This window comes from Acidovorax sp. LjRoot66, assembly GCF_964253305.1.
Taxonomy (GTDB): Bacteria; Pseudomonadota; Gammaproteobacteria; order Burkholderiales; family Burkholderiaceae_C; genus Acidovorax.
Map to the genome: position 1 here is coordinate 4,530,240 of NZ_CAXUQU020000001.1, position 18,993 is coordinate 4,549,232.

Annotated in this window: 22 protein-coding genes and 1 riboswitch; of the genes, 17 read left to right on the top strand and 5 right to left on the bottom strand. The window is 67.8% G+C overall.

Annotation, left to right across the window (positions count from 1 at the left end):
- Positions 1-26: 26 nt before the first annotated feature.
- From ACSQ3Y_RS21280 to ACSQ3Y_RS21330, 11 genes are all read left to right on the top strand, one after another.
- Entirely contained in the window at positions 27-419 is a 393-nt protein-coding gene (locus tag ACSQ3Y_RS21280; protein WP_057207061.1) for a DUF934 domain-containing protein, read from the top strand.
- Between the two features lie 4 nt (positions 420-423).
- Positions 424-1,047: a phosphoadenosine phosphosulfate reductase domain-containing protein gene (locus ACSQ3Y_RS21285; RefSeq protein ID WP_057265674.1), complete on the top strand. Its 624-nt coding sequence runs from the start codon at positions 424-426 to the stop codon at positions 1,045-1,047.
- A gap of 21 nt (positions 1,048-1,068) precedes the next feature.
- A complete protein-coding gene (gene cysD, locus ACSQ3Y_RS21290; protein WP_057265676.1) occupies positions 1,069-2,019 on the top strand; it encodes a sulfate adenylyltransferase subunit CysD in 951 nt (316 codons plus the stop codon).
- A complete protein-coding gene (locus ACSQ3Y_RS21295) occupies positions 2,019-3,377 on the top strand; it encodes a sulfate adenylyltransferase subunit 1 (RefSeq protein WP_436178792.1) in 1,359 nt (452 codons plus the stop codon). Before cysD ends, ACSQ3Y_RS21295 begins: the two co-directional genes overlap by 1 nt.
- A gap of 135 nt (positions 3,378-3,512) precedes the next feature.
- Positions 3,513-3,842 carry a ferredoxin FdxA gene (fdxA, locus tag ACSQ3Y_RS21300; RefSeq protein WP_179680748.1) on the top strand — a complete coding sequence of 110 codons (330 nt, stop codon included), beginning with the start codon at positions 3,513-3,515 and terminating at the stop codon, positions 3,840-3,842.
- A gap of 21 nt (positions 3,843-3,863) precedes the next feature.
- Positions 3,864-4,943, top strand: a complete 1,080-nt coding sequence (locus tag ACSQ3Y_RS21305; RefSeq protein WP_436178793.1) for an NAD(P)/FAD-dependent oxidoreductase — start codon at positions 3,864-3,866, stop codon at positions 4,941-4,943.
- Positions 4,944-4,997: 54 nt separating this feature from the next.
- The gene (locus ACSQ3Y_RS21310) at positions 4,998-5,699 is read left to right on the top strand and encodes a response regulator (protein WP_436178794.1); all 702 of its coding nucleotides are present in this window, start codon (positions 4,998-5,000) and stop codon (positions 5,697-5,699) included.
- Positions 5,696-7,012 carry an ATP-binding protein gene (locus ACSQ3Y_RS21315; RefSeq protein ID WP_436178795.1) on the top strand — a complete coding sequence of 439 codons (1,317 nt, stop codon included), beginning with the start codon at positions 5,696-5,698 and terminating at the stop codon, positions 7,010-7,012. Before ACSQ3Y_RS21310 ends, ACSQ3Y_RS21315 begins: the two co-directional genes overlap by 4 nt.
- Positions 7,013-8,016: 1,004 nt before the next feature.
- Positions 8,017-9,090 carry an intradiol ring-cleavage dioxygenase gene (locus tag ACSQ3Y_RS21320; protein ID WP_436178796.1) on the top strand — a complete coding sequence of 358 codons (1,074 nt, stop codon included), beginning with the start codon at positions 8,017-8,019 and terminating at the stop codon, positions 9,088-9,090.
- A 188-nt stretch (positions 9,091-9,278) separates the two neighbouring features.
- On the top strand, positions 9,279-9,455 hold the full coding sequence (locus ACSQ3Y_RS21325) for a hypothetical protein (protein WP_157412592.1): 177 nt from the start codon (positions 9,279-9,281) through the stop codon (positions 9,453-9,455).
- 116 nt (positions 9,456-9,571) lie between these two features.
- Complete coding sequence (locus tag ACSQ3Y_RS21330) at positions 9,572-10,051, top strand: ABC transporter substrate-binding protein (protein ID WP_164470698.1); 480 nt, start codon at positions 9,572-9,574, stop codon at positions 10,049-10,051.
- A 12-nt stretch (positions 10,052-10,063) separates the two neighbouring features.
- On the opposite strand, the gene ACSQ3Y_RS21335 is transcribed toward ACSQ3Y_RS21330, so the two are convergent.
- The 4 genes from ACSQ3Y_RS21335 to ACSQ3Y_RS21350 form a co-directional block, all read right to left on the bottom strand.
- A complete protein-coding gene (locus ACSQ3Y_RS21335) occupies positions 10,064-10,597 on the bottom strand; it encodes an Rrf2 family transcriptional regulator (RefSeq protein WP_057203551.1) in 534 nt (177 codons plus the stop codon).
- On the bottom strand, positions 10,588-10,737 hold the full coding sequence (locus tag ACSQ3Y_RS21340) for a hypothetical protein (RefSeq protein WP_436178797.1): 150 nt from the start codon (positions 10,735-10,737) through the stop codon (positions 10,588-10,590). Before ACSQ3Y_RS21340 ends, ACSQ3Y_RS21335 begins: the two co-directional genes overlap by 10 nt.
- Before the next feature lie 200 nt (positions 10,738-10,937).
- Complete coding sequence (locus ACSQ3Y_RS21345) at positions 10,938-11,282, bottom strand: hypothetical protein (protein WP_436178798.1); 345 nt, start codon at positions 11,280-11,282, stop codon at positions 10,938-10,940.
- Positions 11,283-11,348: 66 nt separating this feature from the next.
- Positions 11,349-12,530, bottom strand: coding sequence for an esterase-like activity of phytase family protein (locus ACSQ3Y_RS21350; protein WP_428000332.1), 1,182 nt, complete (start codon positions 12,528-12,530; stop codon positions 11,349-11,351).
- A 148-nt stretch (positions 12,531-12,678) separates the two neighbouring features.
- On the opposite strand from ACSQ3Y_RS21350, the gene ACSQ3Y_RS21355 reads away from it, so the two are divergent.
- Both ACSQ3Y_RS21355 and ACSQ3Y_RS21360 read left to right on the top strand, forming a co-directional pair.
- Positions 12,679-13,242 (top strand): hypothetical protein, encoded by a 564-nt coding sequence (locus ACSQ3Y_RS21355; protein ID WP_436178799.1) that lies wholly within the window; start codon positions 12,679-12,681, stop codon positions 13,240-13,242.
- Positions 13,243-13,345: 103 nt separating this feature from the next.
- Positions 13,346-13,449: riboswitch (TPP riboswitch) on the top strand.
- A 109-nt stretch (positions 13,450-13,558) separates the two neighbouring features.
- Positions 13,559-14,842 (top strand): purine-cytosine permease family protein, encoded by a 1,284-nt coding sequence (locus ACSQ3Y_RS21360; protein WP_436178800.1) that lies wholly within the window; start codon positions 13,559-13,561, stop codon positions 14,840-14,842.
- Here the strand turns inward: ACSQ3Y_RS21360 and thiD are convergent, their stop codons facing one another.
- Positions 14,843-15,706 carry a bifunctional hydroxymethylpyrimidine kinase/phosphomethylpyrimidine kinase gene (gene thiD / locus ACSQ3Y_RS21365; protein WP_436178801.1) on the bottom strand — a complete coding sequence of 288 codons (864 nt, stop codon included), beginning with the start codon at positions 15,704-15,706 and terminating at the stop codon, positions 14,843-14,845.
- 233 nt (positions 15,707-15,939) lie between these two features.
- Here thiD and ACSQ3Y_RS21370 point away from each other — a divergent pair, with 233 nt between their 5' ends.
- The 4 genes from ACSQ3Y_RS21370 to ACSQ3Y_RS21385 are packed head-to-tail and all read left to right on the top strand — an operon-like array spanning position 15,940 to position 18,993.
- A complete protein-coding gene (locus ACSQ3Y_RS21370; protein ID WP_436178802.1) occupies positions 15,940-17,070 on the top strand; it encodes an FAD-dependent oxidoreductase in 1,131 nt (376 codons plus the stop codon).
- Positions 17,067-17,264, top strand: coding sequence for a sulfur carrier protein ThiS (gene thiS / locus ACSQ3Y_RS21375; protein WP_436178803.1), 198 nt, complete (start codon positions 17,067-17,069; stop codon positions 17,262-17,264). The genes ACSQ3Y_RS21370 and thiS overlap by 4 nt, the downstream gene beginning before the upstream one ends.
- Before the next feature lie 15 nt (positions 17,265-17,279).
- The gene (locus ACSQ3Y_RS21380) at positions 17,280-18,092 is read left to right on the top strand and encodes a thiazole synthase (protein ID WP_057203559.1); all 813 of its coding nucleotides are present in this window, start codon (positions 17,280-17,282) and stop codon (positions 18,090-18,092) included.
- Entirely contained in the window at positions 18,085-18,993 is a 909-nt protein-coding gene (locus ACSQ3Y_RS21385) for a thiamine phosphate synthase (protein ID WP_436178804.1), read from the top strand. The genes ACSQ3Y_RS21380 and ACSQ3Y_RS21385 overlap by 8 nt, the downstream gene beginning before the upstream one ends.

The window sequence follows — 18,993 nt, forward strand, 5'->3', positions numbered from 1 at the left end:
CGCCCCAGAACAGAGATAGACACCCCATGAAGATACTTGCATCCCAAGACCACCAGGCCCCTGCCGAAGGCGACACGCGCAGCGTGGCGCTGGCCAACGATGCCGATGCCCTGGCGCTGGCGCTGGACGGCGTGGAGCGCGTGGACCTGCACTTCCCCAGCTTCACCGACGGCCGGGCCTTCAGCCAGGCCTTTCTGCTGCGCCGCCGCCGCGGTTTCAAGGGCGACATCCGCGCCACGGGCGACGTGCTGATCGACCAGCTGGTGCAAATGCAGCGCACGGGCTTTTCGTCGGCCGTGCTGCGCGAGGGCGTGGACGCAGCGGACGCGCAGCGCCAGTTCGAGATGTTCCCTGGCTTCTACCAGGGCGACGCGGTCAACCACCAGCCGATCTTTGCCGACAAGGCCGTCACCGCATAACACCATGAGCCAATTCGATCTCGCATCCGTAAACGCCGAACTCGGCCGCAACGCCGAGGGTCTCGTCGCCTGGGCCCTGGGCCTGGGCCAGCGCCCCATCGTCACCACCAACTTCCGCCCCTTCGAGGCCGTGATCCTGCACATGGTCAGCCGCGTGCAGCCCGATGTTCCGGTGGTCTGGATGGACAACGGCTACAACACCGAAGCCACCTACCGCTTTGCCGATGAAGTGACGAAACAGCTCGGCCTGAAGCTGCAGATCTACCTGCCGCGCCGCTCGCGTGCGCACCGCGAGGCCGTGGAGGGCGCAACGCCCGGGCTGGACGACCCGCGCCATGCCGCCTTCACCGAAGAAGTGAAGCTGGAGCCCTTTACCCGCGCCCTGCGCGAGACGGCCCCCAAGGTCTGGTTCACCGCGCTGCGCGCCACCGACACCGCCGTGCGTGCGCAGATGGACCCGGTGAGCATCAACCCCGACGGGCTGATCAAGGTCGCGCCGCTGCTGCACTGGTCGTCCAAGGAGCTGTACGAGTACTGCCAGCAGCACGGCCTGCCGAACAACTTCGACTACGTGGACCCCACCAAGGGCGAAGAGAACCGCGAGTGCGGCCTACACATCGCGCATTGACCCCCCACCGCTGACCCGACCATGAACGCCCGCACCGATGCCGCGCTGCTGCAGAACAAGAACATGAGCCACCACCTGAACAATTCGCACCTCGACGCCCTGGAAGAGGAAACCATCTTCATCCTGCGCGAGGTGGCTGCCGCCTTCGAGCGCCCCACCCTGCTGTTCTCGGGCGGCAAGGATTCGCTGGTGATGCTCAAGTGCGCAGAGAAGGCCTTCGGCGCGGGCCGCATCCCCTACCCGCTGCTCATGATCGACACGGGCCACAACTTCAAAGAGGTCACGGACTTCCGTGATTCGCGCGCCAAGGAACTGGGTGCCGAACTCATCGTGCGCAGCGTCGAGGACTCCATGGCCCGCGGCACCGTGCGCCTGGCCCACCCCGGCGAGAGCCGCAACGTGCACCAATCGGTCACGCTGCTCGAAGCCATCGAGGAGTTCCGCTTCGACGCACTGATCGGCGGCGCCCGCCGCGATGAAGAGAAGGCCCGCGCCAAGGAGCGCATCTTCTCGCACCGCGACAGCTTCGGCCAGTGGCAGCCCAAGGCCCAGCGCCCCGAGCTGTGGACCCTGTTCAACACCCGGCTGCAGCCCGGTGAGCACTTTCGCGTGTTCCCCATCAGCAACTGGACCGAACTCGACGTGTGGCAGTACATCGACCGCGAGCAGATCGGCCTGCCCAGCATCTACTACACGCACAAGCGCGAGGTGGTGGACCGCCGGGGCCTGTTGATGCCCGTGACCGAGCTGACGCCACCGCGCGAAGGCGAGACGGTGCAGACGCGCGACGTGCGCTTTCGCACCGTGGGCGACATCACCTGCACCGCACCGGTGGAGAGCACGGCCGCCACCCCGGCAGAGATCGTGATCGAGACCCTGGCCGCCGACGTGAGTGAGCGCGGCGCGACCCGCATGGACGACAAGACGAGCGACGCCTCGATGGAAAAGCGCAAGAAGGACGGGTATTTCTGATGACCACCGCATACCAAGCCACCGCCCCTGCCGCAGCCAACGCTGGCAGCAACCATGCCTCGGCCCTCAAGTTCATCACCTGCGGCAGCGTGGACGACGGCAAGAGCACGCTGATCGGCCGCCTGCTGGTGGACAGCCGCGCCGTGCTGCAAGACCATCTGGCCGGCGTGCAGCGCGGCGGCGAGACGGACCTGGCCCTGCTGACCGACGGCCTCTCGGCCGAGCGCGAGCAAGGCATCACCATCGACGTGGCCTACCGCTACTTTGCCACCGAGTCGCGCAAGTTCATCATCGGCGATGCGCCCGGCCATGAGCAGTACACGCGCAACATGGTCACCGCCGCCAGCAGCGCCGACGCCGCCGTGGTGCTGGTCGATGCCACCAAGCTCGACTGGCAGAACCCGGCCCTGGCGCTGCTGCCGCAGACGCGCCGCCACTCGCTGCTGGCCCATCTGCTGCGCGTGCACTCGCTGGTGTTCGCCGTGAACAAGCTCGATGCCGTGGCCGAACCCGAACTGGCCTTCGCCCACATCAGCGCCGCCCTTGCGAAGTTCGCCGCAGATGCCGGCATTACCGTGCGCGCCACGGTGCCGGTCTCGGCCCTGAAGGGCTGGAACGTGGTGGACGCCCACGCCAGATGGTGCGGCTACAACGGCCCCACGCTGCTCGAAGTGCTCGAACAATTGCCCAACACCCCGGCCGACACGGGCCTGCCGCTGGCCTTCCCGGTGCAGTGGGTAGAGAAGTTCTCGTCCTCCGCCGACACATCGCAAGGCCGCCGCGTGTTCTGGGGCCGGGTGGCCGCAGGCGCCGTGGCGCCCGGCACGGCCGTGCAGATCTTCCCGAGCGGTCAGAGCGCCACCGTGGCCCAGGTGCTCGACCATGCGCGCCGCCCCGTGGGTGTGGATGCGGGCCAGAGCGCCGGCATCATCCTCGACCGCGAGGTGGACGTGTCGCGCGGCGACTGGATCCTGGCCGCGCCCACGCCCGCTGCGGCGGCTGCCGAGGACGATTTCGACACGCCCGCTGCCGTTCCGGCCTGGCCCGCCAGCCGCGAGCTGCGGACCACCGTGGCCTGGATGGACGACGAGCCGTTGGTGGCCGGCCGCGTTTACTGGGCGCTGCACGGGCACCGCTGGGTCAAGGCCAAGGTCAAGCGCGTGGTGCACCGCCTGGACATCAACACCCTGGCAGAGGACGACGCCACGCAGCTTGACCCCAACGCCATCGGCCACGTTGAACTGCTGCTGCAGGAGCCCCTTCCCGCTGCCCCCTTTAGCCAGGCGCGCGTGCTCGGCTCGCTGATCCTGGTGGACACCGCGAGCCACAAAACTGCCGGCGCTGTGCTGGTCAACTGATCCGCATTCGCAATGAGCGCACATTTGTGCGCCCAAAACCCCTGCGTCACCCTCTCAGACCCAGGGGCCCAGCAACCCAAGGCCGGTGAAAGCTTCTAAAATAGAGGGTTTTCACCGACCCACACAACTCTCGTCATGACCCACGTCGTCTCCGAAAACTGCATCAAGTGCAAGTTCACCGATTGTGTGGACGTCTGCCCCGTGGACTGCTTCCGCGAAGGCCCGAACATGCTCGTCATCGATCCCGATGAGTGCATCGACTGCGCCGTGTGCATCCCCGAGTGCCCGGCCAACGCCATCTTTGCCGAAGAAGACCTGCCGGCCGACCAGATCGCATTCATCAAGATCAACGCCGACCTGGCCTTTGCCGACGGCTGGAAGAGCATCACCAAGCGCAAGCCCGCCCTGCCTGACGCCGACGAGTGGAACGGCAAGCCCGGCAAGGTCAACGAACTGGTCCGCTGAGCGGCATCGCTGCATTCGCCGGTGTCCACGCTCGCGCAATCGTCCCCTCCCATCGCCACGGATGCCGTGGTCATCGGCGCAGGCCCGGTGGGCCTGTTCCAGGTCTTCCAGCTCGGCCTGCAGGGCATCACTGCCCATGTGATCGACGCCCTGCCCCATGCCGGCGGCCAGTGCGTGGAGCTGTATGGCGACAAGCCCATCTACGACATACCGGGCGTGCCCGTGTGCAGCGGGCGCGAGCTGGCGGCCTTGCTGCTGCAGCAGATCGCCCCGTTCCAGCCGCACTGGCACCTGGGTACGCTGGTCGCGTCCGTGTCACTGCAGGACGATGGCCGCATCCTCATCGAAACCAGCCAGGGCCAGGCCCTGTTGGCGCGCAGCGTGTTCATCGCTGCCGGCGTGGGCGCCTTCGTGCCGCGCACGCTCAAGGTCGAGGGCATCGAGCCTTTTGTCGGCACGCAGGTGCACTACCAGCACCTGCCCGCAGGCACCGTGGTGACCGGCCAGCGCGTGGTGGTACATGGCGGCGATGACGCCGCCGTGGCCCATGCCATCACCCTTGCAACCCTGCCCCAAGCCGAAGCCCCTGCCATCGTCCGCCTGCTGTACCGGCGCGATGCCTTCCAGGCGCCACCCGAGCAGTTGCAGCAATTGCAGGCCCTGCGCGATGCGGGGCGTATCGAGGCCATCGTCGGCCAGATCACCGGCGTGGTGGCTGCGAGCGGGCGCCTGACCGCCCTGCAGGTGGTGGACACCGAGGGCCTCACCGCCAACGAACCGCTCGACTGCCTGGTCGCCGCCCTGGGCATCTCCCCGCGACTGGGGCCGATTGCCGACTGGGGCATCGCCATCGAACGCAAGCAGTTGGTGGTGGACACCGCCAGCTTTCGCACCAGCGTGCCCGGCATCTACGCCGTGGGCGACATCAACACCTACCCGGGCAAGCGCAAGCTCATCCTGTGCGGTTTTCACGAAGCCACACTGGCCGCCTTTGCCGCGGCCGAAGCCCTGAGCGGCGACAAGGTGGCCTTGCAGTACACGACCACCAGCCCGAGGCTCCACGCGCTGCTGGGCGTTGCCACACCGCAAGCGGCCTCCTGAATCCGCCGGGGCTGTGCTACCTTCGGCCCTTCACCACTGCCACAAGATTTCCGCATGATCCGATGCCTGCTGGTGGACGACGATCCCGCCATCCGCACCCTGCTGCTCGACTACCTGGGAACCTTCGGCTTCACCACCGAGGCCGTGGGCGATGGCCGGGGCATGCGCGCTGCGCTCGCACGCAAGGGTTTTGACGTGGTGCTGCTCGATCTGATGCTGCCCGACGAGGACGGCCTGACCCTGTGCCAGTGGGTGCGCCGCGACCATGGCCAGTTGCCCGTGATCGTGCTCACGGCGCAGGGCGACCCCATGTCGCGCGTGCTGGGACTCGAACTCGGGGCCGATGACTACCTGTCCAAACCCTTCGAGCCGCGCGAGTTGGTGGCGCGCATCAAGGCCGTGCTGCGGCGCGGCGCGGCCGCCCCGCCCCAGGCCGACGCGCCCCAGGTGCGCTTCGAGGGCTGGACCTTCGACCGCCTGCGGCGCGAGCTGGTCTCGCCAGACGGCACCATGGTGGCCCTGTCGAGCGCCGAGTTCCGCCTGCTGGAGGCATTCACCGCCCATGCCGGCAAGGTGCTCAGCCGCGACCGGCTGCTCGACCTCTCGCGCGCCCCTGGCGTGGTGGTGAGCGACCGCAGCATCGACCTGGCCGTTTCGCGCCTGCGCGGCAAGCTCGGTGAAGGCCAGCGCGATCGCCCCCTGATACGCACCCTGCGCGGCGAGGGCTACCTGTTCGACGTCGAGGTGCAGCGGTGAGCCAACCCGTGGCCCCGGGCAAGCGCTGGAACTGGCGCCGTCTGGACACGCTGTTTTTGCGCCTGTTCATCCTGATGTGGGTGGCGCTGGCGGGCAGCCACCTGGTGGCCTACCTCACGGTCACCCAGCTGCGCCACCCACAGGACCTGTCCACCACGCTCTCGCGCCTGCCGCCGCTGGCCTCGCTGCCGCCCGGCAACCCCCTCACCGGTGCAGGCGTGCCGGGCGGCCCACCGAGGCCCGGCGGGCCAGGCGCCAATCCCTGGCCCGGGCCGCCACCCATGGGCGGCGAACGCATGCCACCGCCGTCCCTGCAGCCGCCCGGCGGCACGGCAGCGGGCAGCGACGGCCGCCCGCCCAACCCCTTCACCGCCGGCAACCCGCCGCGCATGGGCGGGCCCATGCCCGTGAACTCGCTGTGGATGGACTATGGCATCCGCTTCGTGCTGATTGGCCTAGCGGCCTTCCTCGGTGCACGCTGGCTGTCGCGCCCCATGCTGCGCCTGTCGCGTGCCGCCAGCGCCCTGTCGCAGGACATCGACAAGGGCGGCAAGCCGCCCGTGCTGGATGAAACACTGGGCACCGTGGAAGTGCGCAATGCCGCCCAGGTGTTCAACCAGATGTCGCAGCGGCTCAAGGAGCAGTTCGACGCGCGCGGCCTGCACATGGCCGCCGTGTCGCACGACCTGCGCACGCCCCTGACCCGGCTGCGCATGCGCGTGGCCCAGTGGCCCGAAGGCCCGGCGCAGCAGGCCGCCATCGGCGACATCCGCGAGATGGACGAGATGATCGGCGACACCCTGGCCGTGCTGCGCGAGCAGCACGAGGGCAGCCAGGCCCGCTCCATTGACCTGGTGGCCCTGCTGCAGGCGCTGGTGGACGACCTGGCCGACCAGGGCCAGCCCGTGCAACTGCAGGCCCCGGTCGGCAGCGCACCCGTGCGCGTGCGCGCCCGCACCGCTGCACTGCGCCGCGTGATCGGCAACCTGGTGGGCAATGCCGTTCGCCATGGTGGCGGCGCCACCCTCAGCGTGCACGCCCTGCCCGAAGGCGCGGTACTGCACATCGACGACTCGGGCCCGGGCATCCCCGAGGCCCAGTTGGAGCAGGCCCTGGAGCCCTGGGTGCGGCTGTCGCAGGACCCGCTGCCGGCCCATGCCATGGCGGGCGAACTCCCGGCGCACACCGCCGGCTACGGCCTGGGCCTGGCCATCGCGCGCGACCTGGCGGAGCGCGATGGCTGCCGGCTGAGTCTGCACAACCGGCCCGAGGGTGGGCTGCGCGCGCAATTGGTGATACCGCTGGCAGGCTGACTGCTTGCTGCATCGAGAGGCCCGCAGTGCGTCCTCTTGTGCCGAAGCCAGAGTCCGGGATGTGAGCACCGTGCTGCCACTGTTTTTAGCGGTGTGCCTTGGTTGAGGGCGGGAGCCGGGATGTGCGCCCGGCGGCGCACCCACCTTCTTTTGCGTCGCCAAAAGAAGGTGGGCCAAGAAAAGGCGACCCCCAGTCTGCGTCCCCCATTCGCCCCGTCGGGCGAATGGGGGCAACCTGCGATGCTCGGATCTGGGGTGGTGCCGCAGAACTCGCTGCGTTCTTCGAACTCCGCTCAAACAGCTGCGGCAAGTCAGATGACGAAGCGTGTGTGTCCTTCGGCACACACGCCCACCCCAGCTCCTGCGCTTCTCGGCGCAGCCAGCAGGGGTGGGGAGCGGGGTCAGAGACGGCTGCTGCTTCGCAGCTGCGCCTGGGGTCGGGTACGCGCTGCGCGCTGCCGACGCCAAAGCGCAGCGAGGCGCAACGGGGCCGAGCGAAGCAAAGGTCCGCGTGGAGCCCGCTCCCACCCCCTTCTGACCGTGCCGAGAAGCGCAGGGCCTGGGGTGAGCGCGTGCCGAAGGACACGCGCATCGTCATCTGGCTCGCCGAAGCTGTTTGACCGGAGCTGCCTCGCAGAGGCAGCGCAGGGAGTTCTTCGGCGTCACCCCAGGACCGAGCATCGCAGGCTGCCCCCTCGCCACCGGCGAGGGGGACACGGGCAGCGGGGTCGTCTTTTCTTGGCCTACCTTCTTTTGACGAAGCAAAAGAAGGTAGGTGCGCCGCCGGGCGCACACCCCGGCCTCCGCCCTCAAAACAACACCAGAAGCAACCACCGCCCCAGCCATTCCAACAGCGATCCAATAGCCCTTCATTTCAACCACGACACAAACTGCATAAACAGGGGATACAGGCTGGCGACACACTGTGCACACGGTCACCCAGACAGCCAAAGGCAGCGCAGTCCGGGTGGATGGTTTCCTTCTTCAACAGAACCTGCAAGCCCATGAACACCAACACCCTGCACCACGACGACGACACCGCCCACCACCACGGGCTCCAGCACGACCTCAAGACCCTGACCCGCCAGGCCGCCACGCGCCGCAATGCCTTGCGCTGGCTGGCCGTGGGCAGCATGGCGCCCATGTCCCTGCTCTCGGGCAACAGCATGGCCGACACGGCCAGCGACGCATCCACAGTGCTCAACTGGGCCCAGGCCAGCTACCCGCAGTGGTTCCCGGCCAGCTCGGCCGTGGCGCAGAGCAATGCCAATTTCATCTTCCGCTTCTACCCCACCACCGACAACTACCTGGGCGTGAGCCTGCAGGACTCGAACCTGTACGCCTATGGCCGCGAAACCGGCTACGCCTTCCTGAACCTCGGCCCCCTGTCGCACTGGGTGAGCATGGCCGCCGGCGGTGCCACCAGCCAGACCTGCAGCATCATCCCGCAGGAGACGGCCGGCCCCTACCCTGGCGACGGCACCAACAGCACCCAATCCGGCGTGGCCAATGCACTCACGCTCTCGGGCATTGTGCGCAGCGACATCCGCCCCAGCATCGGCGGCGCCACCGGCATCGCAGCGGGCATCCCCCTGCGCATTGAGCTGGAGCTGGTCAACGCCGCATCGAGCTGCGCCAGCCTGTCGGGCTACGCCATCTACCTGTGGCACTGCACGCGCGACGGCCTGTACTCGATGTACTCGAACGGCGTCACCAGCGAGAACTACCTGCGTGGCGTGCAGGAGACCAGCGCCTCGGGCGTGGCCACCTTCCAGTCCATCTTCCCGGGCTGCTATTCGGGCCGCATGCCGCACATCCACTTCGAGGTGTACCGCAACCTCGCCAGCGCCACGCGCGGCTCCAATTCCATCCGCACCTCGCAGCTGGCCTTCCCCACCGCCGTGTGCCAGCAGGTCTACACCGCCGATGGCTACAGCGCCAGCGTGCGCAACCTCTCGCAGATCACGTTTGCCACCGACAACGTGTTCAGCGACGGCGTCTCGCTGCAGACCGCCACCGTGACGGGTGACAACGCCAGCGGCTACGTGGCCAAACTGCGCGTCGGCGTGAGCGGCTGAGACTGCGCAGCCGCCATTTCTTTCTCTCTTCCCTCCCTTGGGTGCTGCCGGCCTGCCGGCGCACCCTTTTTTCATGCCCAGCGGGAACGCCCCACAACCGACTGCGCACTACAGCCAGGCCGCCCATCGGCCTACAGCCGCCCCGCCCATGTGCGCCCAGACTGTGCGCACGACACCGGGAGACTTCCATGAGCGCGATTCCACCAAAGGACACCTACCAACTGGTCTTCGACTGCCTCACCGAGCAGGACTCGACGACGGCAGAGCGCACGGCGCGCCTGCTCGCCCAGGTCATCGACCACCTGGAGCAGCGCCGGGAGCTGGACCGCCAGGAAATCGAGGACATGGTCCGCAAGCTCGGCTGACCTGCCACGCTTCGTGCGGGCGGGTATCCATGCGCAGCCAATGCCTTTGGCGCAGCAGGGCCAAAGACCGGTTCAGTAGCATGTCCGCTCACCTGTACAAGGACCTGGATCTACCCATGAATGCTTCGCTTCGCACCACCTCGGCCGTCATCGCCCTGGCCATCGCCGCTCTGACCGTTCCCACGCTCGCGCAGGCCAAGCGCATGGGTGGCGGCAGCAAGCCCGCTGCGGCCCGTCCAGCACCTGCCACGGCGGCCCCGGCCGCCACCGCCGCGCCCAAGGCGCCGGCGACTCCCGCCACTCCAGCAGCTGCGGCACCGGCTGCAGCAGCTCCGGCGGCTGCAGCCCCTGCTGCGGCAGCGGCACCCGCAGCGCGCCCCGGCATCGGATCCACCCTGGGCGCTGCCGCCGTAGGCGGCGTGGCCGGCGCCATGATCGGCAATGCCATGGCCAGCCCCAGCGCAGACAAGGATGCCAAGGCCAAGGAAGCCAAGGTGAAAGAAGCCGAAGCCGCCGAAAAGGAAGCCAAGGAACTGCAGCGCAAGGCCGATGAAGCCAAGGCCAAGGCCGAGGCGGCTCGCACGGCCGCCAAGTAACAGCAAGCAGCGCTACTCCAGCGCCCTCAGGGCGCCCAGCGCAAAGACGGAATTGGGAACCCCTTCCCGGGGCAGCTGTGGCCGGGGCTTCATGCGCTTGGCAGGGCTGCTCTTTTCTGCGGCCACCGGCATGCGCTCGATGGGTGCCTGCTGGCTCACCAGTTCGGCCACGGACACCGATGCGAGGTACTCCATCACCGAATGGTTGAAAGCCGCCCAGAGCTCCGCCGTCATGGCGCCTTGCGAAGAACTCATCGCATCGACCGGTCGGTTGGAACCACCCGGTTTGCCGACCTCTGAAGCCAGCACGATGTCGGCCACCGAAATGTCGCGCGCCCCGCGGGCCAGCGTGTAGCCGCCGCCCGGGCCCCGGGTGCTGATCACCAGCCCCGCCTGGCGCAGGCCGCTGAACAGGACCTCCAGGTAGGACACGGAAATCTCGTACCGCTCGCTCAGGGCAGACAGTGCCACCGGGCTGCCCACGGAGCGGGACGCCAGGTCCACGATGGCGACAACGGCAAACTTGCTACGGGTGGTCAGGCGCATGGCTTGCTCCGGAAATGGGGGGCGCTGTGGTGGGCATGCACCCCGGTGTTCTTGTTCATGGGGGTCAGGTGGGCAATGGCACCAGGGCCCGCAAACCCGCAAGGGTCGGACAGCCGCTTGGGCAGAAGAAAAGCAGGCACGGTGGCGATTTCCATGGTGAATGTCGGGGGCCGGTCGCTGGCGCCACGGGGCGGCGGCGCAGGGAATACCGGTGGGCGCTTCGGTGCAGAGGGGGATGCGGCAACAGCCAGGTGCGCGTGGCGCAAGGCTGCCGGGAGGCAGCCTCCCAGGAGAAACACCGCTTCAGCAGCGAAGGGGGAGCCGGCCGTGGGCCGGACGCTCAGGCGAGGATGCCCAGAGCTTTTGGCGGTTTGTGCGGTGGCGCAATGGCCGCAGAAGGCGTTCGCACCGGGGTCAGCGCAATCAGGCCCCTGTCAGCAACCGTGCCGGTATCGGGCAGGGGCTGGGGCTGCAGCAGATCAGGAAAGTCCTGCCGGTCATCGAGCAGGGCATGGTCGTCCGCATCGGAATTGGCACCGGGCGCCTCCTGCCCTGGTGCAGACTGGCTCAGCGCCGCCACGTCCTGCGGATCGAACGACGTATAGGGCTTGCTGGAACCGACGACGGAAATCCCCACGCACAGCAAAAAGTGCAGGAGAAAGACGGCGACAAGGCTCCGGAACATGGTGGCCAATTATAGGCAGCATGGCGGGCCTCCCGGGCCCGCCACTGACCTAGGGAATGACCTCGATCAAGGAAGGACTTCAAACACCAGGTATTGGTTGCGGTCGGTCTGTGAGTCTGCCGTGGGAAAGTTGTCGTCCGCCACCACCACCAGCGAATCGCGCCCGTTGGCCAGCTTGGGGCCGAAGGTGATGCCTTCCAGATTGGCGATGCCGCCCAGCGGGCCCTTGAGCGTTTCGAAGTCGAGCACCAGGCGCTTGGTAACGGGAGTGTAGGCGGCACCGGCCAGTGCGGGCGTGGTCAGCACGTTCGAGGCGTTGGCGGTGTTGATTTCATACAGGCGGATCTGGTTGCCCACCACGCCCACGGAGAAGCTGCGCTCCAGCACCAGGAAGCGCGTGCCGCTCAGAGCCAGGATTTCCGTGGCACCGCTGACCGTGAACTGGTCCGCTGGCACCGGCACGGCCTGCACCTTGTCGACGGGATAGGCGTACTGCGCCACGGCCGCACCGGTGGCACGGTCGAACATCGTGATGCGCGACACGCTGCCGGCCGTGGTGGTCGATGCCGGGCCATCCTGCAGCAGCGCACCTTCCATCAGCACGGCAGCCCGGCTGTTGTCGGGCGTGAACGCAATGCCTTCAAAAGCGAGGTTGCCACGCGGACCGGTGTTGTCGGCCGACATACGGAACATCGCAGGGATCTGGTACTCGCGCACATGCGTGCCGTCGGGGCGCACCTCGCGGATGAACGGGTCGATGATGCGCGCGGCGCTCGTGCCCGAGGCCAGCGTGCGGTCGCCCTCGCTGACCCAGACATGGTTGCCCGTGGCGCGATCGACGCGCACCGATTCAGGGTCGGCCACGAGCGGATCGGGCACCTTGGGGTACACCGCGCCATTGGGCTGCTTCATGCTGAAGGTCGAGAGGAACTGCACGCCGCTGAAGCTGCTGGCGTCGTAGTTCAGGCGCACGGTGTACATGCGCGGCGCATTCGCCGAATCGGTCGTCGTGCGGTCGTCCGACAGCAGCACGAACTGGTTGCTCTTCTCGTCATAGTCGATGCCCGAGATGCCGCCGACGACGGTGCCCTGGTACTCCATGCGGCGCGGCAGGATCTGCTGGCCGATGAGGCGCAGGGAGCCGACGCTGCGCTCGCCGTTGTTGTCATCGCTGCCGCCACAGGCGGCGAGCAGTGCGGTGGCGGCGCACACGGCGCCCATGGTCCTGATGCTGCGAAGAACTGTCATTGTGGTTTTCTCCCCGTGAGTGAAGCGGGCGAGTCTAGGGAGGGGATGTGACAGAACGGAGACCTTCCAATGTCATGCAACTGGCCCACCCTCGCCGTTTGCAAGGGGTCACCAATGGTAAATTTGCTTCATCAACCCGAGGACCCCAGTGCCGTTACTGAAACTTTCTTGCGCCAATTGCTCGGCACCACTTGAGATTGGAGAGAATCTGAAGCGCTTTGCATGCAGCTACTGCGGTACCGAGCAGATCGTGGAGCGTTCTGGCGGCATCGTCTGGCTGAGGAAGGTGGAGACAGCCATCCGGGCGGTGCAGAAGGGCACGGACCGCACAGCGGCAGAACTGGCACTGGTGCGCCTGGACCGGGAACTTGCCGATGCCCAAGAGAGCAAGGCAGCGTTGATCCACTCAGCGGACGAGAAGCCGGGGAAAGCCCGCGCCTATCGCGCCGTGGTTTTTTTGCTCTCCCTTGTGGCTGGCATCTTCCTGTTTCCCATCTTCCTTGTCATCGCGTTCGGCGAAAAGCTCCACGGTGGCCATTATTTCTTCTGGGCGCTTGCAGCCATAGCCGGTCCTATAGCGGTCTATCAGTCGATCAAGATCCCTCCGCCAGACGATATCGAACGGGATTTAATAGACATCAATGCCCGCATCGATCAGATTGAAAAAGACATTGCCCAGAATCGCATCATTCTGAATGCCCCGCCCACATAACAGCGTCCCGGATGCATTCCGCCGTCCTTGTTGGACTGCTTACCCCTCGCGGCCCGCATCGTGCGGGCCGTTTTACTTCCGGGTGGAGTCCGGCGATAGAATCGATATTCGCTAGGGGTGTCGGCCTGCGCAAGCAGCTCCGACTGAGAGAGTCCCTTTGAACCTGATTGAGATCATCCTCGCGCAGGGAAGCAGTTTGCATACGCCACACCTGGCGCCCTGCCCTCATGCCCATGTGAGAGGCCTGCGCGTTGGGGGCCAGCCGATACGCTGCTGACCCTGCTCTGTCGTTTTTTGAACGGAGAGCCCAACCGCCATGTCAGCCCACGTTTCCACATCCGCCGCACCCGCCAACGAGGCTCTGGCGCCGGTTTCACCCGAGCGCCGCGTCTTCCAGTGGCATGACCATGCCTCGCTCTGGTTCAGCCTGGGCGTGGGCCTGTTGGTCATGCAGGTCGGTGCCTACCTCATGCCCGCGCTGGGCACCAAGGAGGCGCTGATCGCCATCGTGGCCGGCTCCATCTTGGGAGCGGGCCTGCTGGGCTGGGTGGCCAAGCTGGGCTGCGACAGCGGGCTGGCGAGCGCGGGGTTGATGCATGCGGTGTATGGCCGCACCTTTGCCAGCCTGCCCATCATCCTGAACATCGTGCAGCTGGTGGGCTGGGGCACGTTCGAGCTGGTGGTGATGAGTGAAGCCACAGTGGCCATCGGTAGGCAGTCGGGCAGCATGGCGGGCACACAGTGGCCGGTGCTGGCCACGCTGCTGTGGGGCGGCGTGGTGATGCTGCTGATCAGCGCGTCGATGGTGCAGTTGGTGCGCAAGGTGATTGCGCGCGTGGCGCTGCCGCTGGTGGTGCTGTCGCTGCTGTGGCTGAGCTGGCAGTTTCTGTCCCTGGCCAACGCCCAGGACTTCGATCAACTGTGGAACCGGCCTGGCGCCGGTGGCATGGGCGTGCTGCCCGCGCTGGACCTGGTGATCGCCATGCCCATCTCTTGGCTGCCGCTGGTGGCCGACTATGCGCGCCATGGCAAAAACGGTGGATCGGCGCTGCGCGGCACCTGGCTGGGGTACGCGCTGGCCAATATGTGGTGCTACACGCTGGGTGTGCTGGTGGCGCTGACCCTGCCGAGCAAGGACCTGGTGCAGGCCCTGCTTCTGGCCCAGGGCGGGCTGATCGCGCTGTCGCTGATCCTGATCGACGAGGTGGACAACGCTTATGGCGATGCCTACTCGGGTGCCGTGTCGGCCCACAGCCTGCTGCCGCGCTGGGGCGTGCGCCGCTGGGGCATGGCCATGGCGGCCGGCTGCACTGCATTGGCCCTGGTGCTGCCCATGCACAGCCTGGAGCCCTTCTTGCTGCTGCTCAGCTCGGTGTTCGTGCCGCTGTTCGGCGTGATCCTCGGCCGCCTGGCCTTTGGCACCAACGCCTCGGCGCTGCTGCAGCACGCACCCCGGATCAACTGGCTGCCCGTGGCCATCTGGCTCGTGGGCATCGCGGTATACCACCTGGCGCCACTGGTGCTGCCGGGCGCGGGCTCTGCCCTGCCCGCGCTGGTGTTCAGCTTCGGCCTGGCCTGGGCAACACGGCCCAAAGCCTGATCAGAACACCCGCTGCGCCACGGGCGCATAGCCATGGTTCAGCGGACCATGGCCGCCACCGGTGACCACATTCGCACCGGCGGCAATCGCACCCAGGATGTAGGCGCGGGCGCCTTCCACCGCCTGCTGCAGCGGAAGGCCCAGGGCCAAGTGCGCGGCGATGGCGGACGACAGCGTACAGCCCGTGCCATGGCCGTTGTGCGTGGCGATGCGCGCCGACTGCAGGCGGTGGCCGGGCTGGCCCGGGGCGGTTGCCAGCATGTCCACCACCCAGTCGCCGGGCAGGTGCCCACCCTTGAGCAGTGCAGCGCGCGCGCCCAGGCCCAGCAGATCCTGCGCAGCCTGTTCCAGGTCATCCAGGCCCGCCAGGGTGCGGCCCAGCAGCCAACCGGCCTCGTCGAGGTTGGGGGTGATCACCTCGGCCAGCGGGAACAGCTCGCGCACCAGAACGCCCACGGTCTCCTGCGCGATCAGGCGGTCGCCGCTGGTGGCGACCATCACCGGGTCCAGCACCACATGGGGCAGTTGGTATTCACGGATGGCGTTGGCCACCACACGCACCACCTCGGGCGAGTGCAGCATGCCGATCTTCACGGCGTCCACACCGATGTCCTGCACCACCGCGTCGATCTGGGCCTTGAGCATCTCGGGCGGAATGCCGTGGATGCCGGTCACGCCCCGGGTGTTCTGCGCGGTGATGGCAGTGATGGCGGTCATGCCGTAGCAGCCCAGCGCGGCAAAGGTCTTGAGGTCGGCCTGGATGCCTGCGCCGCCCCCGCTGTCGGAGCCGGCAATCGAGAGCACGCGTGCATAGCGCGGGGCCGTGGAGGGCCCAGCGGGCGCGTTGAGTGGGGCAGAAGTCATAGGGGGAAAATTATCGCGCATGACCTGGGTCAGCACCGGCCCGGAGGGTTGTGCTGTAATTGCGGCTTACGGACGAAACAGGGGTGTCCCGCCCATGCGGCGCGCGACTGAGAAATACCCTGGGGCCCGCGTACACGCGGCCCCGCTACCCGATCCAGGTCATGCTGGCGTGGGGAGTTTCCACAGTGACGGAAAGCCATCCCGTTTTGTCCACCTGTTGCACAGCTGGACGCATGAACCTCCCTTCCTCCTCGTCGTTTGCCATTCTGGGCGCAGGCCTCATGGGCCGGCTGCTGGCCGTCGAACTGGCCCGCCAGGGCCACGCCGTGGACATCTACGACGCCGCAGGCCCGGCAGCCGAGCAGTCGGCCGCCACGGTGGCCGCAGCCATGCTGGCGCCGCTGGCCGAGTCGGCGGTGACCGAGCCCGGCGTGGTGCGCATGGGCCAGCACGGGCTGGTGCGCTGGCCGCAGTTGCTGGCAGGGCTGGAGAAACCCGTCTTCTTTCAGCAGCAGGGCACGCTGATCGTCTGGCACCGCCAGGACGCGGGCGAGGCCCAGCGGCTTACGCTTCAGTTGCAGGCCAACCACCGGGCCGTTCCCGAACTCCCCGCACTGCAGGTGCTTGATGGCACGGGCCTGGCCACCGTGGAGCCGGCCCTGGCTCACCGCTTCACCAAAGGCCTGTACCTGCCCGGCGAAGGGCAGCTCGACAACCGCCAGTTGCTGGCCGCCCTGCTGCACGAGATGCAGCGCCTGGGCGTGCACACGCACTGGCATGCGCCGCGCCACCCGGATGACTTCGCCCCCGGCGAGCCGGGCCAGCCCGACTGGGTGCTGGACTGCCGCGGCCTGGGTGCACGCGACCCGTGGCGCGCCCTGCGCGGCGTGCGCGGCGAGGTGGTGCGCGTGCACGCGCCCGAGGTCACGCTGCAGCGCCCCACGCGCCTGGTGCACCCGCGCTACCCGATCTACATCGCCCCCAAAGAGGACCACCTGTTCGTGATCGGCGCGACCGAGATCGAGTCCGACGACCTCTCGCCCGCCAGCGTGCGCTCCACGCTGGAGTTGCTGAGCGCCGCCTATGCCGTGCACAGCGGCTTTGCCGAGGCGCGCATCGTCGAGGTGGCCACGCAGTGCCGCCCCACCCTGCCCGACAACCTGCCCGCCATCCGCCAGCAGCGCCCGCGCGTGCTGGAGGTCAACGGCCTGTACCGCCACGGCTTCATGATCGCACCGGCCATGCTCGACGTGGTGATGGAGTTGCTCGCTGCGGGCCAGTCCCGGCTCGCCCCCCGATTCGATCTGAACCTGCAATTGCTGCAGCAGCCCCAGGAGGCTGCTGTCGCTGCCCTTTTGCCATGAACGTTTCCATCAACCAGACCCCGCACGAGCTGCCCGAGGGCGCTACTGTCGCCTCTGCCGTGGCCGCCATCGCTGCCCGCCCCCCCTTTGCCGTGGCCGTGAACACGGTCTTCGTGCCCAACAGCCGCTATGCGGCGCACACGCTGAACCCAGGAGACAAGGTCGAGGTCATTTCCCCTGTAACAGGCGGCTGAGCACACCCCACCACCATGACAACACCCGCAATCAACGACCCCCTGGTCCTGTACGGCCAGACCTTCGCCAGCCGCCTGCTGCTGGGCACCTCGCGCTACCCCTCGCCCGCCGTGCTGGAAGCGGCGGTGCAGACCGCCCGCCCCGCCATGGTCACGGCCTCGCTGCGCCGCCAGGGCAGCAACCCGGCCGAGTCGGGCAGCAGCTTCTGGGAGCTGCTGCGCCGCCTGAACGTGCCGGTGCTGCCCAACACCGCTGGCTGCCACAGCGTGCAGGAGGCCATCACCACCGCGCAGATGGCGCGCGAGGTGTTCAACACGCCGTGGATCAAGCTCGAGCTGATCGGCGACGACTACACCCTGCAGCCCGACACGCTGAACCTGGTGGGTGCTGCCGAGCACCTGATCAAGGAAGGCTTCCAGGTGCTGCCCTACTGCACCGAAGACTTCGTGCTGTGCCAGCGCCTGGTGGACGTGGGCTGCCAGGCCGTGATGCCCTGGGCCGCGCCCATCGGCACCGGCCGCGGCCCGGTGAACCCCTATGCGCTGCAGATGCTGCGCGAGCGGCTCAAGGTGCCCATGCTGGTGGACGCCGGCCTGGGCCTGCCCTCGCATGCCTGCCAGGTGATGGAATGGGGCTACGACGGCGTGCTGCTCAACACCGCCGTGGCCCTGGCGCAAGATCCCGTGGCCATGGCCGGCGCCTTTGCCAACGCCGTGCATGCCGGCCGCACCGCGCGCCTGGCCGGTGCCATGACCGCGCAGGATGCAGCCCAGCCCAGCACGCCCGTGCTCGGCACCCCTTTCTGGCACCACGACGACCATGCCTGACACCGCACCCACCGAACTGGCCAAGGCCATCCTCGCGCACCACGCTGCCACGTTTGCAGGCTTCAGCGCCGAGCCGGTGCCGGCACCCACGTCCAGCGAGCCGGCCTACCTGGCCGCCCTGCAGGCCGCCAGCGCCCTGGGCTTCATCGCCCACGATGCCGAATGCATCGCCCGCGCCTGGCAGGCACGCACTGTCCGCACGGGCGCCGTGAGCCCCGAAACCTGGCCCGACGCACCTGAAGACTTCGGCCTGCAGGCCCTGCCCCGCGCCCACGCATTCACGGCCTGCCCCAAGGACCTGGGCCTCTACGCCGTGCTGCCCGATGCCGCCTGGGTGGGCCGCATGGCGCGCGCGGGCGTGCCCACGGTGCAATTGCGCTTCAAATCGGACGACCCGGCCGCCATCGACCGGGAAGTGAACGCTGCCGTTCAGGCGGTGCAGGACACCGGTGCGCTGCTGTTCATCAACGACCACTGGCGCGCGGCGATCAATGCCGGTGCCTACGGCATCCACCTCGGACAGGAAGACCTCGATGCCCTGAGCGCGGGCGACCTGCAGACCCTGCGCAACTCGGGCCTGCGCCTGGGCGTGAGCACCCATGGCTATGCCGAGATGGTGCGCGCCGATGCCGTGGGGCCGAGCTACATCGCCATGGGCGCCGTGTTCCCCACCACGCTCAAGAAGATGGCCACTGCGCCGCAGGGCGTGGGCCGGCTGCAGGGCTACGCGCGGCTGCTGCGCAGCTACCCGCAGGTGGCGATCGGGGGCATCGGTGCAGAGCAGTTTCCCAAGGTGCTGGCCACGGGCGTGGGCTCGATTGCCGTGGTGCGTGCGCTGGTCAACGCGCCCGACCCTGAGGCCGCCGCCGCAGCCCTGATGCAGGCGATGCAAGGCTCTTAG